We start from the raw sequence: 17,340 nt of genomic DNA on the forward strand, positions 1-17,340 counted from the left end.
GCCGAGGCGCCGGAGCGTGGGGTGCGTCACAGCGCAGGTGTGTCTGCGATGGTCACGGAATGGTCACGGGTAGCGTCGCCGACTTCGCCTGAACCCGTTGAGCGTCCCCGGAGTGAACCTAGGCATGCTGGCCCCCGCACCGACCCACCTTTCCCTTCGCGCCCGGCTGCTCGTGCCCGGTGCGCAAGCCGCGTTCGCCGCGGCCGTCGTCCTGCTCGCTGTGCTGCACCTCGATCGGCGGCTCGCGCCGCTCGATCCGGTCACCGCGATGCTCAGTGACTACGCCCTGGTTCCCGGCCGCTGGATGTGGGACGGTGCGCTGATCCTCACCAGCACCGGCTCGGCGTTGCTGCTCGTCGCGCTCTACCGTCGCGGGCTGCTGGCCAACCCGGCGCTCGTCGCCGCGAAAGCCCTCTGGTGCGTCAGCCTGCTCACCGTCGCGATCTTCGCGAAGGATCCGCAAGGCGGGGCGATCACGACCACCGGCAAGATCCACCTCTACGCCTCCGCCGTGACGTGCCTCAGCCTGCCTGTCGTCGGCTGGGCGCTGGGCCGGCGGCACCGCGACGACCCGCGCTGGCGCCGGTTCGCCACCTGGTCGCGCCGGCTGGCGCTGGCCGCGATCCCGTTCTACCTGCCGTTCATCGTCCCGTTCGCGGTGAACGTCGTGCTCGGCGGCCACCTGCCGACCGTGGCGACCGGCCTGGTCGAACGCCTGATGATGCTCCTGGAGATCGCCCTGCTCGCCGTCCTCGGCGTCTGGGCACACCGCGCGGCGACTACGCCCACAAAGCGTAAGCCACTTACGCTATCGCCTGCGGCACGCTAGACGCCCTGCTGGTCGGCCCGTCGATGGCGTGGCTCGCGGCGGCGCCGTCCTCGCCGTGGCTGATCGCGCCGCTGGTCCTGGCCGGCGCCGCGATCGGGTTCTTCGTCCGGGTTTTCGCTGCCGGCCGGGCAGAACGCCGTCGCCTACCGGGACTTCGGCGTCGCGACCGGCGCGCCGAACTTCTTCAAGAGCGTCGGCGGCGGGTTCGGCGCGCACGGCTTCTCGGTCGTCTTCCTCGGCACCGTCCCGATCGCGGCCGTGATGCTGGTGCTCGCGCTGGTCGTGCGGGAGAAGCCGCTGTCGGAAGAGATGCGCGAAATCGCCGACGGCACGGCCGAAGCGCCCGAGTACTGATCGTTTCCGGCCGCCTGTGAAAGGGTGAGGGCATGACCGAGGAGCCGCGCGAAGGACTGCGGGAGCGCAAGAAGCGCCTGACCCGCGAGACGCTGGCCGCCAACGCCGAGCGGATGTTCCGGGAGCGCGGCTTCGACCAGGTGACCGTGGCCGAGGTCGCCGGGGCGTCCGACGTGTCGGTGAAGACGTTGTTCGTCTACTTCGACAGCAAGGAGGACCTCGTCTTCGCCGACGAGTACTCCTTGCTCGACCGGATCGAGCAGCGGCTGGCCGACCGCCCGGCGGGCACCTCGCCCGCCGAGGCGGTCCGCCGCCTGGCCCACGAGCTCATCGACGGGACGCTGCCCGGCGACGACGCCGAGGGCATCGTCGCGTTCGCGCGGCTGATCGGCGAGAACCCGGCGCTGCACAGCCGGCTGCAGCTGATGTGGGAACGCTACGAGCAGCGCCTCGCGGCCACGCTCGCGGCCGAGGCCGGCGGCTCCCCGTTCGACCCGGCCACCCGTGCGGCGGCGGCGTTGCTGATCACCCCGTTCCGGGTGCTGACCAGCTCCGACGTCCGCGGCCGCATCCCCGACGACGGCGCCGCGACCTGGATCGACGCCTGCTTCTCCCTTATCGAGAAGGGGCTGCCGGGCTAGGTGCGCTGCGAAGCCACCGTCCGCATCGCCTGCGTCGACGAGTGGCCATGACCAGCCGATACTCCCGGCGATCCGAGAGCCCGCACCACCAAAGCTCGGTACGGGCGCGAGTGACGGAAACTCCCGGTATCCGGCACCCGATCGCCCGTCGTTGCAGCACCGGGATTGCAGCCGCCGGCAAGATTACCTCTCAACCGAAGCCGCTGAGAACCCACTTCTGAAGCAGGCCCTAGCTCCGCGCGGGCTGTTCCTTGGTCCGGTGCAGCAGCCAGTCGCGGCCCGTGTCGATCAACGCGTAACGGACGGCACCTTCCCGGCCGTGCAACGTGAACAGCATTCGCTTGGGCGTGCGGTCGTGCTCCTCCCACCAGCCGGTGTCGGCGACCTTCTTGTGCTCGTCCTCGTAGCCGAGGTGGTCGAGCGCGTGGTCGGGGACGGCGATCGCGAGGCGGTTGCCGCCCGCGGTGGCGGGCAGGCCGCGCGGGACGGCCCACGACCGCAGCACGCCGTTCTCCTCCAAGCGCAGGTCGAAGTGGTGCCGGGGCCGCCAGTGCTCGTGCAGCACGAACGCCGGGCGCGGGTCTTCCATCCCGCTCACGATGCCAGAAGTTCCTGGCGTGTACCCGGTTTCACCCCTTCGAAACCGTCCTTCCGTGGACTTGACCCAGTCCAGAAACAGGCGCACGGTGGGGAGTCATGAGCGATGCGGCCGGCATGTTACGAGCGGCGGGTCTGCGGGTAACCGCGCCCCGGCGGGCGGTGCTGACCTGGCTGGCGCAGCACCCTCATTCCACTGTGGACGCCATCGGCACCGGCGTCCGCGCCATGCTGGACTCCGTGTCCACCCAGGCGATCTACGACGTCCTGGGCGCGTGCACGGAAGCCGGCCTGATCCGGCGGATCGAGCTGCCGGGGCACCCCGCCCGGTTCGAGCGGCGAGCCGGGGACAACCACCACCACGTCGTGTGCCGCGGGTGCGGGCGGACCGAGGACGTCGACTGCGCGGTCGGCGCCACACCCTGCCTCACCCCCGGCGCCGGGCACGGCTTCACCATCGACGAGGCGGAAGTGGTGTTCTGGGGCTTCTGCCCCGGGTGCACCGCGAACCACCACGCAGAAAGAGGACCGCAGTGACGCAGATCCATCCCGAACCGACCACCACCGACGCCGGCATCCCCGTCGAAAGCGACGAACACTCGCTCACCGTCGGGGCGGACGGCCCGATCCTGCTGCACGACAACTACCTCATCGAGCAGATGGCGCAGTTCAACCGCGAGCGCGTCCCCGAGCGGCAGCCGCACGCCAAGGGCAGTGGCGCCTTCGGGCGGTTCGAGGTGACCGGCGACGTCAGCGCGTACACGAAGGCCGCGGTGTTCCAGCCGGGCACGAAGACCGACCTGCTGATCCGGTTCTCCACCGTCGCCGGCGAGCGGGGCAGCCCCGACACCTGGCGCGACCCGCGCGGCTTCGCGGTCAAGTTCTACACCAGCGAAGGCAACTACGACATGGTCGGGAACAACACCCCGGTGTTCTTCCTGCGCGACCCGTTGAAGTTCCAGCACTTCATCCGCTCGCAGAAGCGCCGCGCCGACAACAACCTGCGCGACCACGACATGCAGTGGGACTTCTGGACGCTGTCACCGGAGTCGGCGCACCAGGTGACGTGGCTGATGGGCGACCGCGGCATCCCGCGGACCTGGCGCCACATGAACGGCTACAGCTCGCACACCTACATGTGGGTCAACGCCGGTGGTGAACGCTTCTGGGTGAAGTACCACTTCAAGACCGACCAGGGCGTCGAGACCTTCACCCAGGACGAGGCCGACCAGATGGCCGCCGCCGACACCGACTACCACACGCGCGACCTGTACGAGTCGATCGAGGCCGGCGACCATCCCAGCTGGACGCTCAAGGTCCAGGTCATGCCGTTCGAGGACGCCAAGACCTACCGGTTCAACCCGTTCGACCTCACGAAGGTGTGGCCGCACGCGGACTACCCGCTCATCGACGTCGGCCGGATGACGCTCGACCGGAACCCGACCGACCACCACACCGAGATCGAGCAGGCCGCGTTCGAGCCGAGCAACCTGGTGCCGGGGATCGGCGCGAGCCCGGACAAGATGCTGCTGGGCCGGCTGTTCTCCTACCCGGACGCGCACCGCTACCGGATCGGCGCGAACTACAAGCAGCTGCCGGTCAACGCGCCCGTGTCGCCGGTGCACAGCTACAGCAAGGACGGCGCGATGCGCTACACCAAGGTCGCCGACCCGGTGTACGCGCCGAACTCCAAGGGCGGCCCGCACGCCGACGTCGCGAAGTACGGCCAGCCGGCGGGCTGGCACACCGACGGCGACATGGTCCGCACCGCGTACACGCTGCGCGAAGAGGACGACGACTGGGGCCAGGCCGGCACGATGATCCGTGAGGTCTTCGACGACGCCGGCCGCGAGCGGTTCGTCGACAACGTCGTGGGTCACCTGCTCAACGGCGTGACCGAGCCGGTGCTGCAGCGCGCCTTCGACTACTGGCGCAACGTCGACAAGGACATCGGCGACCGGATCGAGTCGGGCGTCCGCGCGAAGGCCGACGAGAAGGACCCGAAGGCGGCCAAGCAGGCGAACCCCGCCCGGTCGAGCATGCAGAAGAAGGCCTGACGAACGGGGCGAGTCACTCTCCCGGGTGACTCGCCCCGGTTCGCGGCCCCGAAGTCCCTCGGCTACGTTGACTTCCTCGTGGGGGAACAGTCAGGGGAGGCCGGGTGAACTTCGCCGGAGCCGCGCTGCCCTTGGCCGCCGGGGTCGCGCTGCTCGTCTTCCTGATCCGGCTCGCGCGTGAACCGCGCCGGCTCGGGAACGCCGTCTGGCTCGGGGTCGCGTTGCTGCTGACCGGCGCCTGGCTGCTGCGCGAGGCCCTGCACCTCGAGTGGCTGACCCCGGTGGTGGCCGCGCTGCTGGCGGCGATCGCGGTGATCGTCGCGCTGGTGCTGCCCGCCGCGCTGATCTTCAACGGCGCGCAGATGTGGCGGAAGGAAGGCCGCAGCAAGGGGAACCTGCTGTCGCTGGCCCTCGGCGCCGGGCTGATCACGCTCGAAGTGCTCTTCTTCGTCCCGCTCGGCCGCTGGGGCACGGCGCTCGTGGCGATCGCCATCGTGCTCACGAGCTACTTCGGGTTCCTGCTCGCGTCACTGCTGGTCTACTCCGTGCTCTACAGCCGGGTCGGGCGCCACCGGGACGTCGAGGCGATCATCGTCCTCGGCTGCGGGCTCGCCGGCGACCGCGTCCCGCCGCTGCTCGCCGGCCGCCTCGACCGCGCGATCCGGCTCTACGAACGGGAACCCGCGCACCCGCCGCTGCTGGTCGTCTCCGGCGGGAAGGGCCCGGGCGAGAGCGTCACGGAGGCCGACGCGATGCACGGCTACCTCCGCGAGCGCGGCGTCCCGGAGGACCGGATCCGCCGCGAGGACCAGGCGACGACGACCGAGGAGAACCTGCGTTTCTCGGCGGCGCTGCTCCCCCAGTCCGGCCGGGCGGGCCGGGTGCTGGCCGTGACGAGCAACTACCACGTCTTCCGCACGGCGGTGGAGTGCCGCCGCCTCGGTCTGCCGATCCACGCGACCGGCTCCCCCACCGCGTACTACTTCCTGCCGAGCGCCCTGCTGCGCGAGTTCGCGGCGCTGATCCTGCACTACCGCCGCACGACGATCGCGGCGTGCGTCCTGATCACCGGGGCGGGCGTCGCACTCGCCGTCGTCTAGGCGGTGTCCTGCAAGTCAAGCTCGCGGTCTTCGCGCCCAGGCGGCCCCTGACGGCACGGGCGGGATCACCCGAGTACGGCCCAGTACGAGGGTGACCCGCCCGCACCGTCAGGAACCACCTGGATCACGAAGCCCATCGAGCAGACTCACAGGACACCGCCTAGTCCCCCGCCGGGACGGCCGCGACCGCTTCCACCTCCGCCGTGTAGTCCGGCCCCGCCAAGGCGGCCACCACGGCCAGCGACTGGGCCGGGAAGTCGCCGTCCGGGAACCACTTCGCGAACGCCTCCGCCTGCGCGGCCCGGTGGCCGGGCAGGTGTTCGGTGCCGGCCACCAAGGTCAGCAGTTTCACCAGGTGCTCCGGCCCGGCACCCCGCGCGGCCAGCAGGGTCTCGAGGTTGACGAAGATCTGCCGCGCCTGCGTCTCGGCGTCCGGTCCGGCGAGGGTCCCGTCCCGGAGGACACCGAGCTGCCCCGAGACGAACACCAGCCGGTGCCCCGGCGGCACCTCGGCCAGGTGGCTGTAGCGGCCCAGCGGCGGCGCGACGGTCTCCGGATTCCAGCGGCGTGGCTTCATCCGGCCATGATCGCATGGTAGGTTCACCGCCGGATCTGGTTTGCCAAATAAACCAGTTACGAAGTGGGGACGCATGACCGACCTGCCGCCGGCCGTCCTGCTCGACGAGCTGGCCCGCCTCAAGACGCGGACCCGGGCGGACCGGCACGCGTACGTGCCGCCAGTGCTGCTGTTCGGCGTGCTCGTGCTGCTCGCCCCGCTGTGGCCGTCCGGCGGACCGGCGCTCTTCGGCGTCGCCGGCGTCTGGTTCGGCACACCCCTCGACCTGTACTGGCTGGTCGCGGCGACCGGCGGGTTCCTCGCCACGGCGGGCTGGTACCTCCTCCGCGGCCGGCACCGCGGGGTGCGGACGCCCATCGGCGCCCACCTCGCCGTCGGCTTCACCGGGGTCGTCGCGATCTGTCTCGGCATGCCGGTGGTGGCGTCCTTCGCCTACCGGGTCGCGCGGTCGCCGTACGCCCAGGGGCCCGTCCTCGGGCCCGTCATGATCGTCGCCGCCGTGGTACTGGGCGGCCTGCTGTGGCTGCGGTCCGCCCTCACGGGCCGCACCGCCCGGGGCGTCGTCACGGCCGCCGCCGTGCTGTCCGGCCTCGTCGCACTGAGTGCGCTCGACCTCCGGTTCGCGCCCTACCGGCCCTACGCGTCGCTCGTCACCATCGGGCTCGGTCTGATCGGGCTGGCGTGGCTGGAGCGGAGCAGGCTGCTGGGCGTGATCACCGGTCTCTTCGCCGCCTCGGCCCTGCTGGCGAACCTCGGCGTTTTCGCGCACTACGAAACGGCGCACGTGTTCAGGAGCTCGCTGCTGCCGGGCCTCATCCTGGTCGTGGGCGGCGTCGTGGCGTGGTTCCACGAGCGAGGGGCACGCGCGTGAGCGGCCACCCCGCAGCGGGCCTCGACGAGACCGTGCACCAGCGCCACCGGCTCGGCATCCTGACCATCGCCGCCGAGGCGGGCCAGGTCGACTTCGGTTACCTGCGCCGGACCCTGGACATGACGGCCGGGAACCTGTCCCGGCACGTCACGATCCTCGACGAGGCCGGCCTGATCGACGTCGAGAAGGGCTACGAGGGCAAGCGCCCGCGGACGTGGATCTCGATCAGCCCGGCGGGCCGCAAGGCCCTCGCCGCGGAGCTGGCGGCGCTGCGGGCCCTGGTGGCCGCCGTCGAGGGAGCCATCCCGGCGATCCGGCCGCGGACCACTTAGTACTGGGCGCCGCGGCGCCCGCCGGCGGGCGATTCCTGCGCATGCGTATTCCTTCTCCGGTCGATCGATCGAATTCGAAAGTGACGGTGATCACCCGGAAAACGTCCAGGACATGCGCACAAGCCAGAGGAACCGGCCGGAGTCCACAATTGTCTCGCCCGCCACTCGGTCGGACAATATGAAGGGGAGAGAACAGAAAGCGAACACTCCCCCACGTGGGTGGGCCTGCGATCACCCACCGTGATCACCGTCGTCGTACCCACGGGTAACCCTTGCGCTTCACCAGCCAAATCACGGCGATTTCGCAGGTCACTCCCAGTAGATGAAGAGCGTTTACGTTTTCTTGACACCCTTCCGGTAACCGATTACTTGTCGTAGCGTTCGCCCCGTGCCGCCGGGCCGACGGCCACCGCACACGCCGTTCCACCGCGGGACCGCGAACCCTCGAATCCACCGGAAAAGGCGTGGCCATGACTGCCCGAATTCGTCGCCCGTCCCGTTTTCCGCCGGTGCGCGTCACGGCCCTGCTGATCGTCGCCGCCGCGGCCGGCACCATTTCCGGCTCGGCGGGGAAACCGGAAACAATACCTCCGGTTTCGCTTCCGCCCGCTGTTCCCGTGTCCGTTCCGCTGCCACTCGGCGTGGTTCCGCTCGCGCCACGCGACACCTTCGACGTCGCCAGCGCGAAAACCCTTTCCTACCAACAGGTTCTGCCGTGGCTGCGCACCGTCGCCGGAGCCACCGACCTCGACACCCCGGCCGTCACCGCGTGGCAGCACGCGGCGGCGCGGCTGGGCCGATAGACCGGAGGAGAACCCATGAACCTGGCCCCGGAAAGCCCGGCGGGTGACACCCTGATCGCGTGCCTGCGGCACTGGGCGACGGTCAAGGCCGACGACCCCGCGCTGACCTTCGCCGACTTCAGCGGCGACCGCGGCGGGCGGCGGCGGACCCCCACCTGGCGGGAGCTGGCCCGGCGCGTCGACGCCGCGGCGGGCGCGCTGCCGGTCCGGCCCGGCGACCGGGTGGCCGTGCTCTGCCCGCAGGGCATCGACTACGTCGTCGGGTTCCTCGCCGCGATCGCCGCGGGCGCGATCGCCGTGCCGCTGTTCGCCCCCGGCCTGCCCGGGCGCGCCGGGCGGCTCACCGCGATGCTCGCCGACTGCGCGCCCGCGGCCGTCGTCACGACGTCCGCCGCGCGGGCCGCCGTCGAGGAACTGCTCGGAGCCGGCGTGGAGGTCGTGGCCGTCGACCGCGTCGACGCGGTCCGGACCCGGCCCGCCCCGGAAGCGAAGGCAAGCGACGTCGCGTACCTGCAGTACACGTGCGGCTCCACCCGCTCCCCCGCCGGCGTGGTGCTGACCCACGCGAACGTGCTCGCCAACGTGCGGCAGGCCACCCGCGGGCTCGGCCTCGACCCTCAGGAGGCCACGACGGTCTCGTGGCTGCCGCTGTTCCACGAAATGGGCCTGGTCCTCGGCCTGATCACGCCGCTGGTGCTGGGCCTGCGCTCGGTGCTGATGCACCCGCTGGCCTTCATCGAACGCCCGATCCGCTGGCTGGAACTGCTCGGTGACCGGCCCGGCGCGTGGACCGCCGCGCCGAACTTCGCCTTCCGCTACTGCGCGAGCCGCGTGCGGGAAGCCGACCGCGCCCGGCTGCGCCTCGGCGGCGTCGCCGGGATCATCAACGGGGCCGAGCCGATCAACCCGGACTTCCTCGACCGCTTCCACACGGCCTTCGCCGTCGCCGGCTACCGGCCGCGGCAGACGCGCCCGTCCTACGGCCTGGCCGAGGCGACCGTCTTCGTGACCACCGCCGACGCCGCTCCGCGCGTCACGACGTTCGACCGCGACGCGCTCGGCGAGGGCGTCGCGGTCGAGGCGGGTGACGGCGTCCGGCTGGTCGCCTGCGGTGCGCCGGCGGGCCAGCACGTGGCGCTCGTCGACCCGGACACCGCCGTCGCGCTCCCGGACGGGGCGGTCGGCGAGATCTGGGTCCACGGCCCCAACGTCGGCGACGGGTACTGGCAGCAGCCGATCGACAGCACGGAAACCTTCGGCGCCCGGCTGACCGGCGACCACCCCGGGCTGCCCACCGGGCCGTGGCTGCGCACCGGCGACCTCGGCGTCCGGCACGACGGCGCGCTCTACATCGCCGGCCGGCTCAAGGACCTCGTCATCGTCGACGGCCGCAACCACTACCCGCAGGACGTCGAGGCGACCGTCGCCGGCGCGAACCAGGCGATCCGCCCGGGCAGCGTGGCCGCGTTCGCCGTCGACGCGGCCGACACCGAGGGCGCGGTCGTCGTCGCGGAGCACCGCGGCCACGCCGAGCTGTCCGAGCAGTCCGAACGGGACCTGACCGCGACGGTCCGGCGCCTCGTGGCCGCCGCGCACGGGCTGGCGCTGCGCGACGTCGTCCTCGTGCCGCAGGGCCAGGTCCCGCGGACGTCCAGCGGCAAGATCGCCCGCAGCGCCTGCCGCGACCGCTACCTCGCCCACGCGTACGGAAAGGCCTTGGTGCGATGAGAAACCTCTCGCCTGACGCGCTGCTGCGGGACAGCCCGGCCATCGACCACGTCGCCCGCAGCCGCACCGGCGAGCCCGACGTCGCCCCGGCCACGTGCGCGGGGCCGCGCGACGGGGCCCGGCTGGTGGACGTCCCGCCGATGTGGTGGCGCCACGAGCGGTACTGGTTCACCTCGACGGCCGGGGGGCCTGCCGAGCTGAACCGCGGTTCCGGATCGGGGTCCGGAACCGTGCCCGCCGTGGCGCCACCCGGCCCGCTCGGGCCGGTGCCACGCACGGAGCTCGCCGCCGCCGTCCTGCGGGCCGTCACCCTCGCCGACCTCAACCGCGATCTCGCGCTCCGGCAAGGCGAGTCCCCGCGACCGGCGCGCGGGCGCGCCTGGGACGCCGCCGACCGGCTGGTCCTGCGGCTGTGGGCGGTGCACACCGGGTCCGAGCCGAGCGGCACACACGTCCTGCTGTCCGGCACCGACCGGCCCGCACGCCTCGCCCGGCTGCTCGCCGCCGGGCTCACGGCCGAGCTGGACACCCCGGCCGACGCCGCCGACCTGCTGCGGCACGACTCCCTGGCCGCCGTCGCCGACGTCGCGCGGGCCGTCCTCGACACCCGGGAGGAACGCGGGCCCGTCCACGTCCTCGCGCCCGGGGACGCCGGCGTCGCGCCGTTGCTGCTGTTCCACCCCGGCGGGAGCACGTGCACGGTCTACCGGCCGCTGCTGGAGCGGCTGCCTGAAGCGCTGCCGTGCGTCGGCTTCGAACGCGTCCCCGGTGCCAGCGTCGAGGAGCGCGTCGACCGGCTGCTGCCGCTGGTCCGCGAGGCCCAGCGGGACGGGCCCTACCGGCTGGCCGGCTGGTCGTTCGGCGGGGCGCTGGCCTACGGCCTCGCCGCGAGGCTTGCCGGCGAGGGCGCGGACGTCGACCTCGTCGCGCTCATCGACACCACGCTGCCGCTGCCGGAACCGGGCCTCGACCCGCGGGCGTCGTCGGCGCGGCGGTTCCTGCGGTTCACCGGGTACGTCGAAGGCACCTACGGCCGGGCCGTCCACCTCGGTCACGACGAGCTCGCGCCGCTGCCCGAGGAGGCGCAGATCGAGCTGACCGTGCGACGGGTCGCCGAGGCCGGGCTGCTCGGCCCCGGCGTGCTGCGGCACCAGCGTCAGTCCTTTTTGGACACTCTCGCCGCCGAACGCGCGGTGCCGCCGCCCTACGACGGCCGGATCGTGCTCTACCGGGCGACCGAGCCGTACGCCGCCGGGCTGGCCATGGAACCGCGGTACTCCCGCACCGACGCCACGGCGGGCTGGGCGGACCTGTGCCCGCGCCTGGAGATCGTGCCGGTGCCCGCGCACCACCTGGCGGTCGTGGACCCGCCGCACGTCGACGTCATCGCGCGGCACCTGGCGGGCCTGCTGTGGCAGCGCGGTTGACGGCGCGGGCGAGCGCGATCCCGGCGACGATGGCGGCCACGACGACCCACGACGCCACGTTGAGCTGCGCCACGCCCGAGAGCCCGTGGCCCAGGTTGCAGCCACCGGCGATCCAGCCACCGGCACCGAGCAGGAATCCGCCGGCGACCAGCCGGACGTAGCGGACGGGACGTTCGCCACGGACGTGGAACTCGCCGCTGACCCGCGCGGCGACCGCGGCGCCCACGACGATGCCCAGCAGGAACGCCGTCAGCCACCAGTTCGGCGCACCGGCGGCGAAACCGGCCACCGCGCCGACCGTGCTGGGACCGAAACCCGCGCCACCGACGCCGGCGAGCACCCAGCCCGCGATCGTCACCGCGCCGAGTGCGACGCCGGTGACCGGCCAGTCCCACTGCCCCGGCCGCGGGCGCTCCGCGGCGCGCCACCGCCACAGGACCACGCCCACGACGGCCAGGAACACGACCGCGAACGCCAGGCGAGGGACGCCGAGCAAGGCGGGGAAGGTGGCTCCGGCTCCTGCCGGCAGGACGGTCGGCCCGGGAAGTACCACCTGCCGGGCGGCGAGTTCACCGGCCGCCCAGCCGCCGAGCCCGGCGAGGCAGCCGAGCATGCCCGACCCGAGCTTGAAGAACAGCCCCGAGACGCACGTCGCGGCGACGGCCATCCCGACGCCGATCACCACACCGCCCACCACATCGGCGACCGGCGCGAACGGGAGGCCCCTGTTCAGGCCGTCGCCGAGCGGGGTCAGGAACAGCACCGACAGGCCCACGGAGCTGATCGCCACACCCAGGAGCCAGCCGCGGGCCAGCAGGAAGCGTCTCGCGAGCGCTCCGGAGAACGTGGCGTGGAAGCACAGCTGGGCGCGTTGCAGCACGTAGCCCATCCCGACGCCGGCGACCCCGCCGGTGACCAGGGCGATCGTGGTCACCGGCGGTCGCCTCCTCCGTCGTGCTCAGGGGTGTCCGCTGGTGGTTCGGGGCTCGGCCGGTCCCGGCTCGGTCGTCATCCGGGTGATCGCGCCGTCCCCTCCGCGTGAGCCGCGTCAGGAACCGGACAGCGGCTGGTTGAAGCGGATGCTGTTGCCGAACGGGTCACGGAGGCCGCAGTCGATCCCGTACGGGCGTTCGGTCGGTTCGTCGGTGAACTCCACGCCCTTGGCCAGCAGCGTTTCGTACGTTTTGCGGCAGTCGTCGCTGCTGAAGTACAGCGACCCACCCATCGCCCCCTTGGTCAGCAGGTCCCGGACCTGCTCGGCCGTCGCCTCGTCCAGCCTCGGCGATCCGGGCTTCTCCAGGAGGATCTCCCGGTCGGGCTGACCGGGTACGTGGATCGTCAACCACCGCATGAAGCCGAGGTCGGCGTCGGTGCCGACCTCCATGCCGAGCTTGCCGACGTAGAAGTCGAGCGCCTCGTCCTGGTCGAGTACGAAGATCTGGGAAATCGTGATCGCGTTGAGCATGCCGGCGACGGTAGTTCAGATGCGCGCCGGGACGCTTATCCGAAATGATCGTCCCGGTCAGCCCCGCGGCCGCATCCAGGCCATGGCGAAGCAGGTCGGCACGTCCGCCACCGGTCCACGCCGCCGGTACGCCGTCGGCGACTCGCCGACGATGTCGCGGAACGTCCTGCTGAAGGTCCCGAGGCTGATGAAGCCGACCTCCAGGCAGATGTCGGTGACGCTCCGATCCCCCGAGCGCAGCAGGAACATCGCCCGCTCCACGCGCCGGCGTTGCAGGTAGCGATGCGGGGTTTCCCCGAAGGTCGCGCGGAAGGTCCGGATGAAGTGCACCGGCGAGACGTGCGCGACCCCGGCCAAGGCGGCCACGTCCAGCGGCTTCGCGTAATCCCGGTCCATGGTGTCGCGTGCGCGCAGCAGGCGACGGTTGCTCTCTTCCCCGGCCCGGCTCACGGAGCACACCCTATGCCGGACACACCGACCCCGATGCGGCCCGTGCGCCGCCTCTCACTCGGCCGGTTGCTTCTCGCTCAGCAGCGCCTTCACCCACGCGTTGATCCGGTGCTGCGCCGGGAGCCCGGTCGGTGGGGTCATCCCGACGAAACCGTGTGGGGACTCCGGCCACACCGCCAGTTCGCTTTGCCCGCCCGCGGCGCGCCAGCGTGCGGCCATGAACAGCGAGTCGTCCAGCAGGGGGTCTCGTTCTCCCACGGTGAACAGGGCCGGCGGCATCCCGTGCAGGTCGGCGTAGAGCGGGGAGACTGCGCTGTCGCGCAGCTTCTCCTTGTCCAGTCCGGGGAACGCCAGTCCGACGAACTGGTCGAGCCAGCGCGGCGGCAGCACCGGAGTGGCCGGCGTGGCCGAACGTGAACTCGGCGTCCGCGACAGGTCGTAGACGCCGAACACCAAGCTCGCTCCCACGACTCGGCCGAACAGCTCGGGGAAGCCGTCCCGCAGGCGCAGCAACGTGTGCGCCGCCAGGTTGCCGCCCGCCGAGTACCCGGACACCACGATCCGGTCGGTGCCGAACTCCTCCTCCACCGCGCCGGCCAGCCACACCGCCGCCGCGAGGCAGTCCTCGATCGGAGCGGGGAACGTGTGCTCCGGCGCGAGCCGGTAGCGGGTGGACACCACGGCGACGCCGGCCGTGCGCGCCAGCAGGTCGTTGATCGCGTCGTCGTCCGTGGGCGCGCCGAGCACGAAACCACCGCCGTGCACGTGGAACACGACGCCGGTCACCGGGCCGGCCGGCCGGATGATCCGCACGGTCGCCTCGCCCGCGGGACCGGACACCGTGCGGTCGACCGGAACCAGCTCGGTCGCCGCCGGCACCTGGAACGTCGTTCCGCGCATCACCGCCAGCCCTTCGGCGGTGGTGGGGTCCGGGAGGTCGGCGGCGGCGAGCTGTGCGTTGATCCCGCGCATCTGCTCCAGAATGGACTCGGGCACGGATTCGAACTGGAAGGTCATGACGGAAAGCCCTTTCACTGGAAGGAGTAGGTGACGTGCGTCAGCTGTTCGGACAGTTCCCACAACCGGCGTCCGACGGCGGGATCGGTGGCGGCCGGGGGCATCTCGGCGACGTGCGGGGCCCCGCGTAGCTCGGCGCGCCCCTGCGGCACGACGAAGTCGCCCGCCTTGACGCCGGAGTTCGTCGCGGCGTAGAGGGACGGCCGGGCCGCGTCAGCCGGGCTCTGGCCCACGAATCGCTCGAGCACCAAGGACGCCATGACCTGCATGTACTTCGGCAGGTGCTGCTGGAGCCCCGTGTTGCTCGTGCCCGGGTGCACGGCGACGGCGGTGATCCCGGTTCCGGCCGCCCGTCGCGCCAGTTCCAGCGTGAAGACCACGTTCGCCAGCTTCGACTTCGTGTACGAGGCCATCCCCGAGCCGTAGGACTGCGCGCTCAGCGGATCCTCGAGCGTCGCGCCCTTGTTCCGCGCCACCTTCGCGCTCACCGTCACCACCCGGGCCGCGGGCGCGGCCAGCAGGGCCGGCAGCAGGCGCCCGGTCAGCGCGAAGTGCCCGAGGTGGTTGGTCCCGAAAGTCAGCTCGAACCCGTCGGCGGTCTCCCGTCGCTCGGGCACGGCCATGACGCCCGCGTTGTTGATCAGCAGGTCCAGCGGCCGCCCGCCGGCGAGCACGGCGGAGGCGGCCCCGTCGATCGAGGCCAGCGAGGCCAGGTCGAGCACCAGCCCCTCCACCTTGGCGGTGCCGACGGCCTCGCGCACCGCGGCGACCGCCTGGTCGACCTTGGCCCTCCCCCGTCCGGCGACGACCACCTCGGCACCGGCCCCGGCCAGCGCCACCGCCGTCTCGAACCCGATCCCGCCGGTGGCCCCGGTGACCAGCGCACGCTTGCCGACCTGCGAAGGGATGTCCATCCCAACTCCTAAGTGAACGTTCATTCAATTCGACCCGTCCAGGTAAGCACGGTCCGTCCCGACTTGTCAAATGAACGTTCACTCAATAACGTGGGACGCATGGCACCCCGAGATCCCGAGGCGAAGCGCCGCGCGCTGCTGGAGGCCGCGCTGGCCGAGTTCGCCGAACACGGCATCGCCGGCGCGCGGATCGACCGGCTCGCCGGCCGGGCCCGGTGCAGCGTGGGCCTCGTCTACACCTACTTCGGCGGCAAGGAGGAACTCTTCCACGCCGTGTTCGACCAAGTCGTCGTGCGGACGACGGAGCAGGCCCCGCTCTCCCCCGACGACCTGCCGGAGTACGCGGGCGCCCTCTTCGACGGGCAGACCGCCCACCCGGAGGTGATGCGCCTCGCCGCGTGGCACCGGCTGGAGCAGCCGGGTCACCGGCCGGCGATCGAGGCCATCACCAACGCGAACCGGGCGAAGATCGACGCGATCCGGCAGGCCCAAGACGAAGGCAGGCTGTCCACGCGCTTCTCCGCCCCGGAATTGCTGATGCTCACCATCAACACGGCCTCGATGTGGGCCCACCAAAACCAGGAGATCAGCGACCTGGGCCCCCACGAGCACGCGGCCAGACGGGCCACGATCGTCGAAGCCGTACGCAGGCTGGTCGAGCCGTAGCCGTTGGAGGGCCGCCACTTCTTCGAAAAAGCTTTATGTGCACGGCGGGTCCGCGATTGTCGGCCGAACCGTTTGCGGCAGCGCGCGGAGCGGTACACCGTCAGTCAGGACGCGGTGGCGAGTTCGGCGATCCCCGGAGCGGGCGAGCCGTGAACTCGAGCTGATGGAGCACGGAAGGGCGAACACATGATTCCCGAGCTGAACGCGGAACGCTGCCGGCTGGCACTCGAGGACCACGTGCTGCGGCTGGCGAAATCCGCTGTCACGGCCGGTGCCAGGACTTCGGTGCCGACCTGCCCGGACTGGACGGTGAAAGACCTGGTCCAGCACGTCGGCCAGACGCTGCACTGGGTGTCCGAGCTCGTCGAGCGCCGGGTCAGCGACCCGACCGAGCTGCCCGGCGCCGAGAAGCCCAAGGCACCCAAGGTCGCGGAGTGGCAGGACTGGCTGTCCGACGCCGCCGCCCGCGCCGTCGCGGCCTGCTCCGACGAAGCGCTGGCGGACTCGGTGTTCAACGCCGCCGACGACAAGCGGACCGGCGCGGAGTTCTGGCTGCACAGCCTGCTCAACGAGGCCGTCATCCACGGTTACGACGCGGCCGCGGCCGCGGGCGACGACTACGACCTCGACTACGACCTCGACGCCGCCACCGCCGCGGATCTCATCACCAACCACCTGGCCATGCTCACCTCGCCGACGTGGGAGCAGCAGAGCCCGGTCTCGGCGAAGGCGATCCGCGGTGGCGGCGAGGTCCTGCACTGGCACGCCACCGACGAACCCGGCCTCGGCAACTCCGGCGAGTGGTACGTCGAGCGCTACGCCGAAGGCACGCGCTGGGACCGCAACGGCACGGCCGACGTGACCGTCAGCGGTCAGGCGAAGTCGCTGCTGTTCGTCATGACACGCCGGATTCCCCTGACGGGCAAGAAGGCCGGCTACGTCATCACCGAGGGCAAGGTCGCACTCGCCGAGCACTGGCTGAAGCACACCGCCCACGTGTCGGAATAGCCGCACGGTGCGGCGGACGTGCTGCCAGAAACGCCGGCAAATGCCTGAGCAACATCTACGCGAAGCTGGGTGTGGCCTCCCGCAAGGGTTTCAAGCGTCTCCTCGACGGCCTGTGATCGACCCTCGTCCCGCCGGCCTGTCCCCCGTGGACCGATGGGATGAAGACGTGTGTTTGACCGCGGAGATCCCTGGGCACTCCGGGCCCGGGCGAAAGGCCACCGCTTCCGGTGCCCGGCCCTCCGTGAGCAGAAGGAGCTTTCCGACCGTGATCATCCTCGGCGTCATCCTGATCGTCCTCGGCTTTCTCATCGGCATCCCCGTGCTGTACACGATCGGCATCGTGCTGGCCGTCGCCGGTGTCATCCTCGCCGTCCTGGGTGGAACCGGGCGCAAGGTCGGCGGCCGCGGGCACTGGTACTGAGCGGATCCTCCGGTGAGGACCGGCGGTCCGCGTCCGGCACGCACTGACGCGGGGCCGGGAGCTGCTGCTCCCGGCCCCGAACG

19 protein-coding genes and 1 pseudogene are annotated in these 17,340 nt (G+C 71.7%); 13 read left to right on the forward strand and 7 right to left on the reverse strand.

All coding sequences use genetic code 11. From position 1 onward, the window contains the following. Window positions 1-124: 124 nt before the first annotated feature. Complete coding sequence (locus OHS58_RS14575; protein WP_328648583.1) at window positions 125-829, forward strand: DUF998 domain-containing protein; 705 nt, start codon at window positions 125-127, stop codon at window positions 827-829. Window positions 830-1,215: 386 nt separating this feature from the next. Beyond that, entirely contained in the window at window positions 1,216-1,824 is a 609-nt protein-coding gene (locus OHS58_RS14580) for a TetR/AcrR family transcriptional regulator (protein ID WP_328648584.1), read from the forward strand. Between the two features lie 229 nt (window positions 1,825-2,053). Here the strand turns inward: OHS58_RS14580 and OHS58_RS14585 are convergent, their stop codons facing one another. After that, window positions 2,054-2,413, reverse strand: coding sequence for a DNA polymerase ligase N-terminal domain-containing protein (locus tag OHS58_RS14585; protein ID WP_328648585.1), 360 nt, complete (start codon window positions 2,411-2,413; stop codon window positions 2,054-2,056). Between the two features lie 107 nt (window positions 2,414-2,520). Here OHS58_RS14585 and OHS58_RS14590 point away from each other — a divergent pair, with 107 nt between their 5' ends. The 3 genes from OHS58_RS14590 to OHS58_RS14600 all read left to right on the forward strand — a co-directional run bounded on the left by OHS58_RS14590 (window position 2,521) and on the right by OHS58_RS14600 (window position 5,578). Further along, window positions 2,521-2,958: a Fur family transcriptional regulator gene (locus tag OHS58_RS14590; RefSeq protein WP_326953531.1), complete on the forward strand. Its 438-nt coding sequence runs from the start codon at window positions 2,521-2,523 to the stop codon at window positions 2,956-2,958. Further along, complete coding sequence (locus OHS58_RS14595; RefSeq protein ID WP_326949330.1) at window positions 2,955-4,478, forward strand: catalase; 1,524 nt, start codon at window positions 2,955-2,957, stop codon at window positions 4,476-4,478. Before OHS58_RS14590 ends, OHS58_RS14595 begins: the two co-directional genes overlap by 4 nt. A 104-nt stretch (window positions 4,479-4,582) precedes the next feature. Next, window positions 4,583-5,578, forward strand: a complete 996-nt coding sequence (locus OHS58_RS14600; RefSeq protein WP_328648586.1) for a YdcF family protein — start codon at window positions 4,583-4,585, stop codon at window positions 5,576-5,578. A gap of 160 nt (window positions 5,579-5,738) precedes the next feature. On the opposite strand, the gene OHS58_RS14605 is transcribed toward OHS58_RS14600, so the two are convergent. After that, window positions 5,739-6,155, reverse strand: a complete 417-nt coding sequence (locus tag OHS58_RS14605; RefSeq protein WP_328648587.1) for a RidA family protein — start codon at window positions 6,153-6,155, stop codon at window positions 5,739-5,741. Window positions 6,156-6,228: 73 nt separating this feature from the next. On the opposite strand from OHS58_RS14605, the gene OHS58_RS14610 reads away from it, so the two are divergent. The 5 genes and pseudogenes from OHS58_RS14610 to OHS58_RS14630 form a co-directional block, all read left to right on the forward strand. Continuing rightward, window positions 6,229-7,026 (forward strand): hypothetical protein, encoded by a 798-nt coding sequence (locus OHS58_RS14610; RefSeq protein ID WP_328648588.1) that lies wholly within the window; start codon window positions 6,229-6,231, stop codon window positions 7,024-7,026. After that, window positions 7,023-7,358 (forward strand): transcriptional regulator, encoded by a 336-nt coding sequence (locus tag OHS58_RS14615; RefSeq protein ID WP_328648589.1) that lies wholly within the window; start codon window positions 7,023-7,025, stop codon window positions 7,356-7,358. The genes OHS58_RS14610 and OHS58_RS14615 overlap by 4 nt, the downstream gene beginning before the upstream one ends. A gap of 470 nt (window positions 7,359-7,828) precedes the next feature. Beyond that, entirely contained in the window at window positions 7,829-8,161 is a 333-nt protein-coding gene (locus OHS58_RS14620) for a hypothetical protein (RefSeq protein ID WP_328648590.1), read from the forward strand. Between the two features lie 15 nt (window positions 8,162-8,176). Then, window positions 8,177-9,889, forward strand: a complete 1,713-nt coding sequence (locus OHS58_RS14625; protein ID WP_328648591.1) for a fatty acyl-AMP ligase — start codon at window positions 8,177-8,179, stop codon at window positions 9,887-9,889. Between the two features lie 92 nt (window positions 9,890-9,981). Continuing rightward, window positions 9,982-11,316 (forward strand): annotated as a pseudogene (locus OHS58_RS14630) (thioesterase domain-containing protein); the annotation flags it as partial. Here the strand turns inward: OHS58_RS14630 and OHS58_RS14635 are convergent. The 5 genes from OHS58_RS14635 to OHS58_RS14655 form a co-directional block, all read right to left on the reverse strand. Continuing rightward, window positions 11,273-12,250, reverse strand: coding sequence for a YeeE/YedE thiosulfate transporter family protein (locus tag OHS58_RS14635; RefSeq protein ID WP_328648593.1), 978 nt, complete (start codon window positions 12,248-12,250; stop codon window positions 11,273-11,275). The pseudogene OHS58_RS14630 and the gene OHS58_RS14635 sit on opposite strands and share 44 nt — an antisense overlap. Window positions 12,251-12,364: 114 nt before the next feature. Beyond that, the gene (locus OHS58_RS14640) at window positions 12,365-12,781 is read right to left on the reverse strand and encodes a VOC family protein (protein ID WP_326949320.1); all 417 of its coding nucleotides are present in this window, start codon (window positions 12,779-12,781) and stop codon (window positions 12,365-12,367) included. Between the two features lie 57 nt (window positions 12,782-12,838). Next, window positions 12,839-13,231, reverse strand: coding sequence for an AraC family transcriptional regulator (locus tag OHS58_RS14645; RefSeq protein ID WP_328648594.1), 393 nt, complete (start codon window positions 13,229-13,231; stop codon window positions 12,839-12,841). A 54-nt stretch (window positions 13,232-13,285) separates the two neighbouring features. Further along, window positions 13,286-14,248, reverse strand: a complete 963-nt coding sequence (locus tag OHS58_RS14650; RefSeq protein ID WP_328648595.1) for an alpha/beta hydrolase — start codon at window positions 14,246-14,248, stop codon at window positions 13,286-13,288. A gap of 14 nt (window positions 14,249-14,262) precedes the next feature. Further along, on the reverse strand, window positions 14,263-15,162 hold the full coding sequence (locus OHS58_RS14655) for an oxidoreductase (RefSeq protein WP_328648596.1): 900 nt from the start codon (window positions 15,160-15,162) through the stop codon (window positions 14,263-14,265). Window positions 15,163-15,261: 99 nt separating this feature from the next. On the opposite strand from OHS58_RS14655, the gene OHS58_RS14660 reads away from it, so the two are divergent. The 3 genes from OHS58_RS14660 to OHS58_RS14670 all read left to right on the forward strand — a co-directional run bounded on the left by OHS58_RS14660 (window position 15,262) and on the right by OHS58_RS14670 (window position 17,257). Continuing rightward, a complete protein-coding gene (locus OHS58_RS14660) occupies window positions 15,262-15,828 on the forward strand; it encodes a TetR family transcriptional regulator (protein ID WP_328648597.1) in 567 nt (188 codons plus the stop codon). A 186-nt stretch (window positions 15,829-16,014) separates the two neighbouring features. Then, window positions 16,015-16,836 carry a maleylpyruvate isomerase family mycothiol-dependent enzyme gene (locus tag OHS58_RS14665; protein ID WP_326949315.1) on the forward strand — a complete coding sequence of 274 codons (822 nt, stop codon included), beginning with the start codon at window positions 16,015-16,017 and terminating at the stop codon, window positions 16,834-16,836. Between the two features lie 265 nt (window positions 16,837-17,101). Beyond that, a complete protein-coding gene (locus tag OHS58_RS14670; protein WP_247051505.1) occupies window positions 17,102-17,257 on the forward strand; it encodes a DUF6131 family protein in 156 nt (51 codons plus the stop codon). The last annotated feature ends 83 nt before the right edge of the window (window positions 17,258-17,340 follow it).

Origin of the sequence: Amycolatopsis sp. NBC_00348 (assembly GCF_036114655.1) — a bacterium.
In the GTDB taxonomy this organism is placed as follows: Bacteria; Actinomycetota; Actinomycetes; order Mycobacteriales; family Pseudonocardiaceae; genus Amycolatopsis.

What these genes read in the sequence shown, in the direction of transcription:
- OHS58_RS14650 (WP_328648595.1), bottom strand. Translation starts at nt 14,248, where the DNA reads ATGACCTTCCAGTTCGAATCCGTGCCCGAGTCCATTCTGGAGCAGATG.
- OHS58_RS14580 (WP_328648584.1), top strand. Translation starts at nt 1,216, where the DNA reads ATGACCGAGGAGCCGCGCGAAGGACTGCGGGAGCGCAAGAAGCGCCTG.
- OHS58_RS14620 (WP_328648590.1), top strand. Translation starts at nt 7,829, where the DNA reads ATGACTGCCCGAATTCGTCGCCCGTCCCGTTTTCCGCCGGTGCGCGTC.
- OHS58_RS14590 (WP_326953531.1), top strand. Translation starts at nt 2,521, where the DNA reads ATGAGCGATGCGGCCGGCATGTTACGAGCGGCGGGTCTGCGGGTAACC.
- OHS58_RS14610 (WP_328648588.1), top strand. Translation starts at nt 6,229, where the DNA reads ATGACCGACCTGCCGCCGGCCGTCCTGCTCGACGAGCTGGCCCGCCTC.
- OHS58_RS14640 (WP_326949320.1), bottom strand. Translation starts at nt 12,781, where the DNA reads ATGCTCAACGCGATCACGATTTCCCAGATCTTCGTACTCGACCAGGAC.
- OHS58_RS14665 (WP_326949315.1), top strand. Translation starts at nt 16,015, where the DNA reads ATGATTCCCGAGCTGAACGCGGAACGCTGCCGGCTGGCACTCGAGGAC.
- OHS58_RS14605 (WP_328648587.1), bottom strand. Translation starts at nt 6,155, where the DNA reads ATGAAGCCACGCCGCTGGAATCCGGAGACCGTCGCGCCGCCGCTGGGC.
- OHS58_RS14585 (WP_328648585.1), bottom strand. Translation starts at nt 2,413, where the DNA reads ATGGAAGACCCGCGCCCGGCGTTCGTGCTGCACGAGCACTGGCGGCCC.
- OHS58_RS14660 (WP_328648597.1), top strand. Translation starts at nt 15,262, where the DNA reads ATGGCACCCCGAGATCCCGAGGCGAAGCGCCGCGCGCTGCTGGAGGCC.
- OHS58_RS14655 (WP_328648596.1), bottom strand. Translation starts at nt 15,162, where the DNA reads ATGGACATCCCTTCGCAGGTCGGCAAGCGTGCGCTGGTCACCGGGGCC.
- OHS58_RS14625 (WP_328648591.1), top strand. Translation starts at nt 8,177, where the DNA reads ATGAACCTGGCCCCGGAAAGCCCGGCGGGTGACACCCTGATCGCGTGC.
- OHS58_RS14575 (WP_328648583.1), top strand. Translation starts at nt 125, where the DNA reads ATGCTGGCCCCCGCACCGACCCACCTTTCCCTTCGCGCCCGGCTGCTC.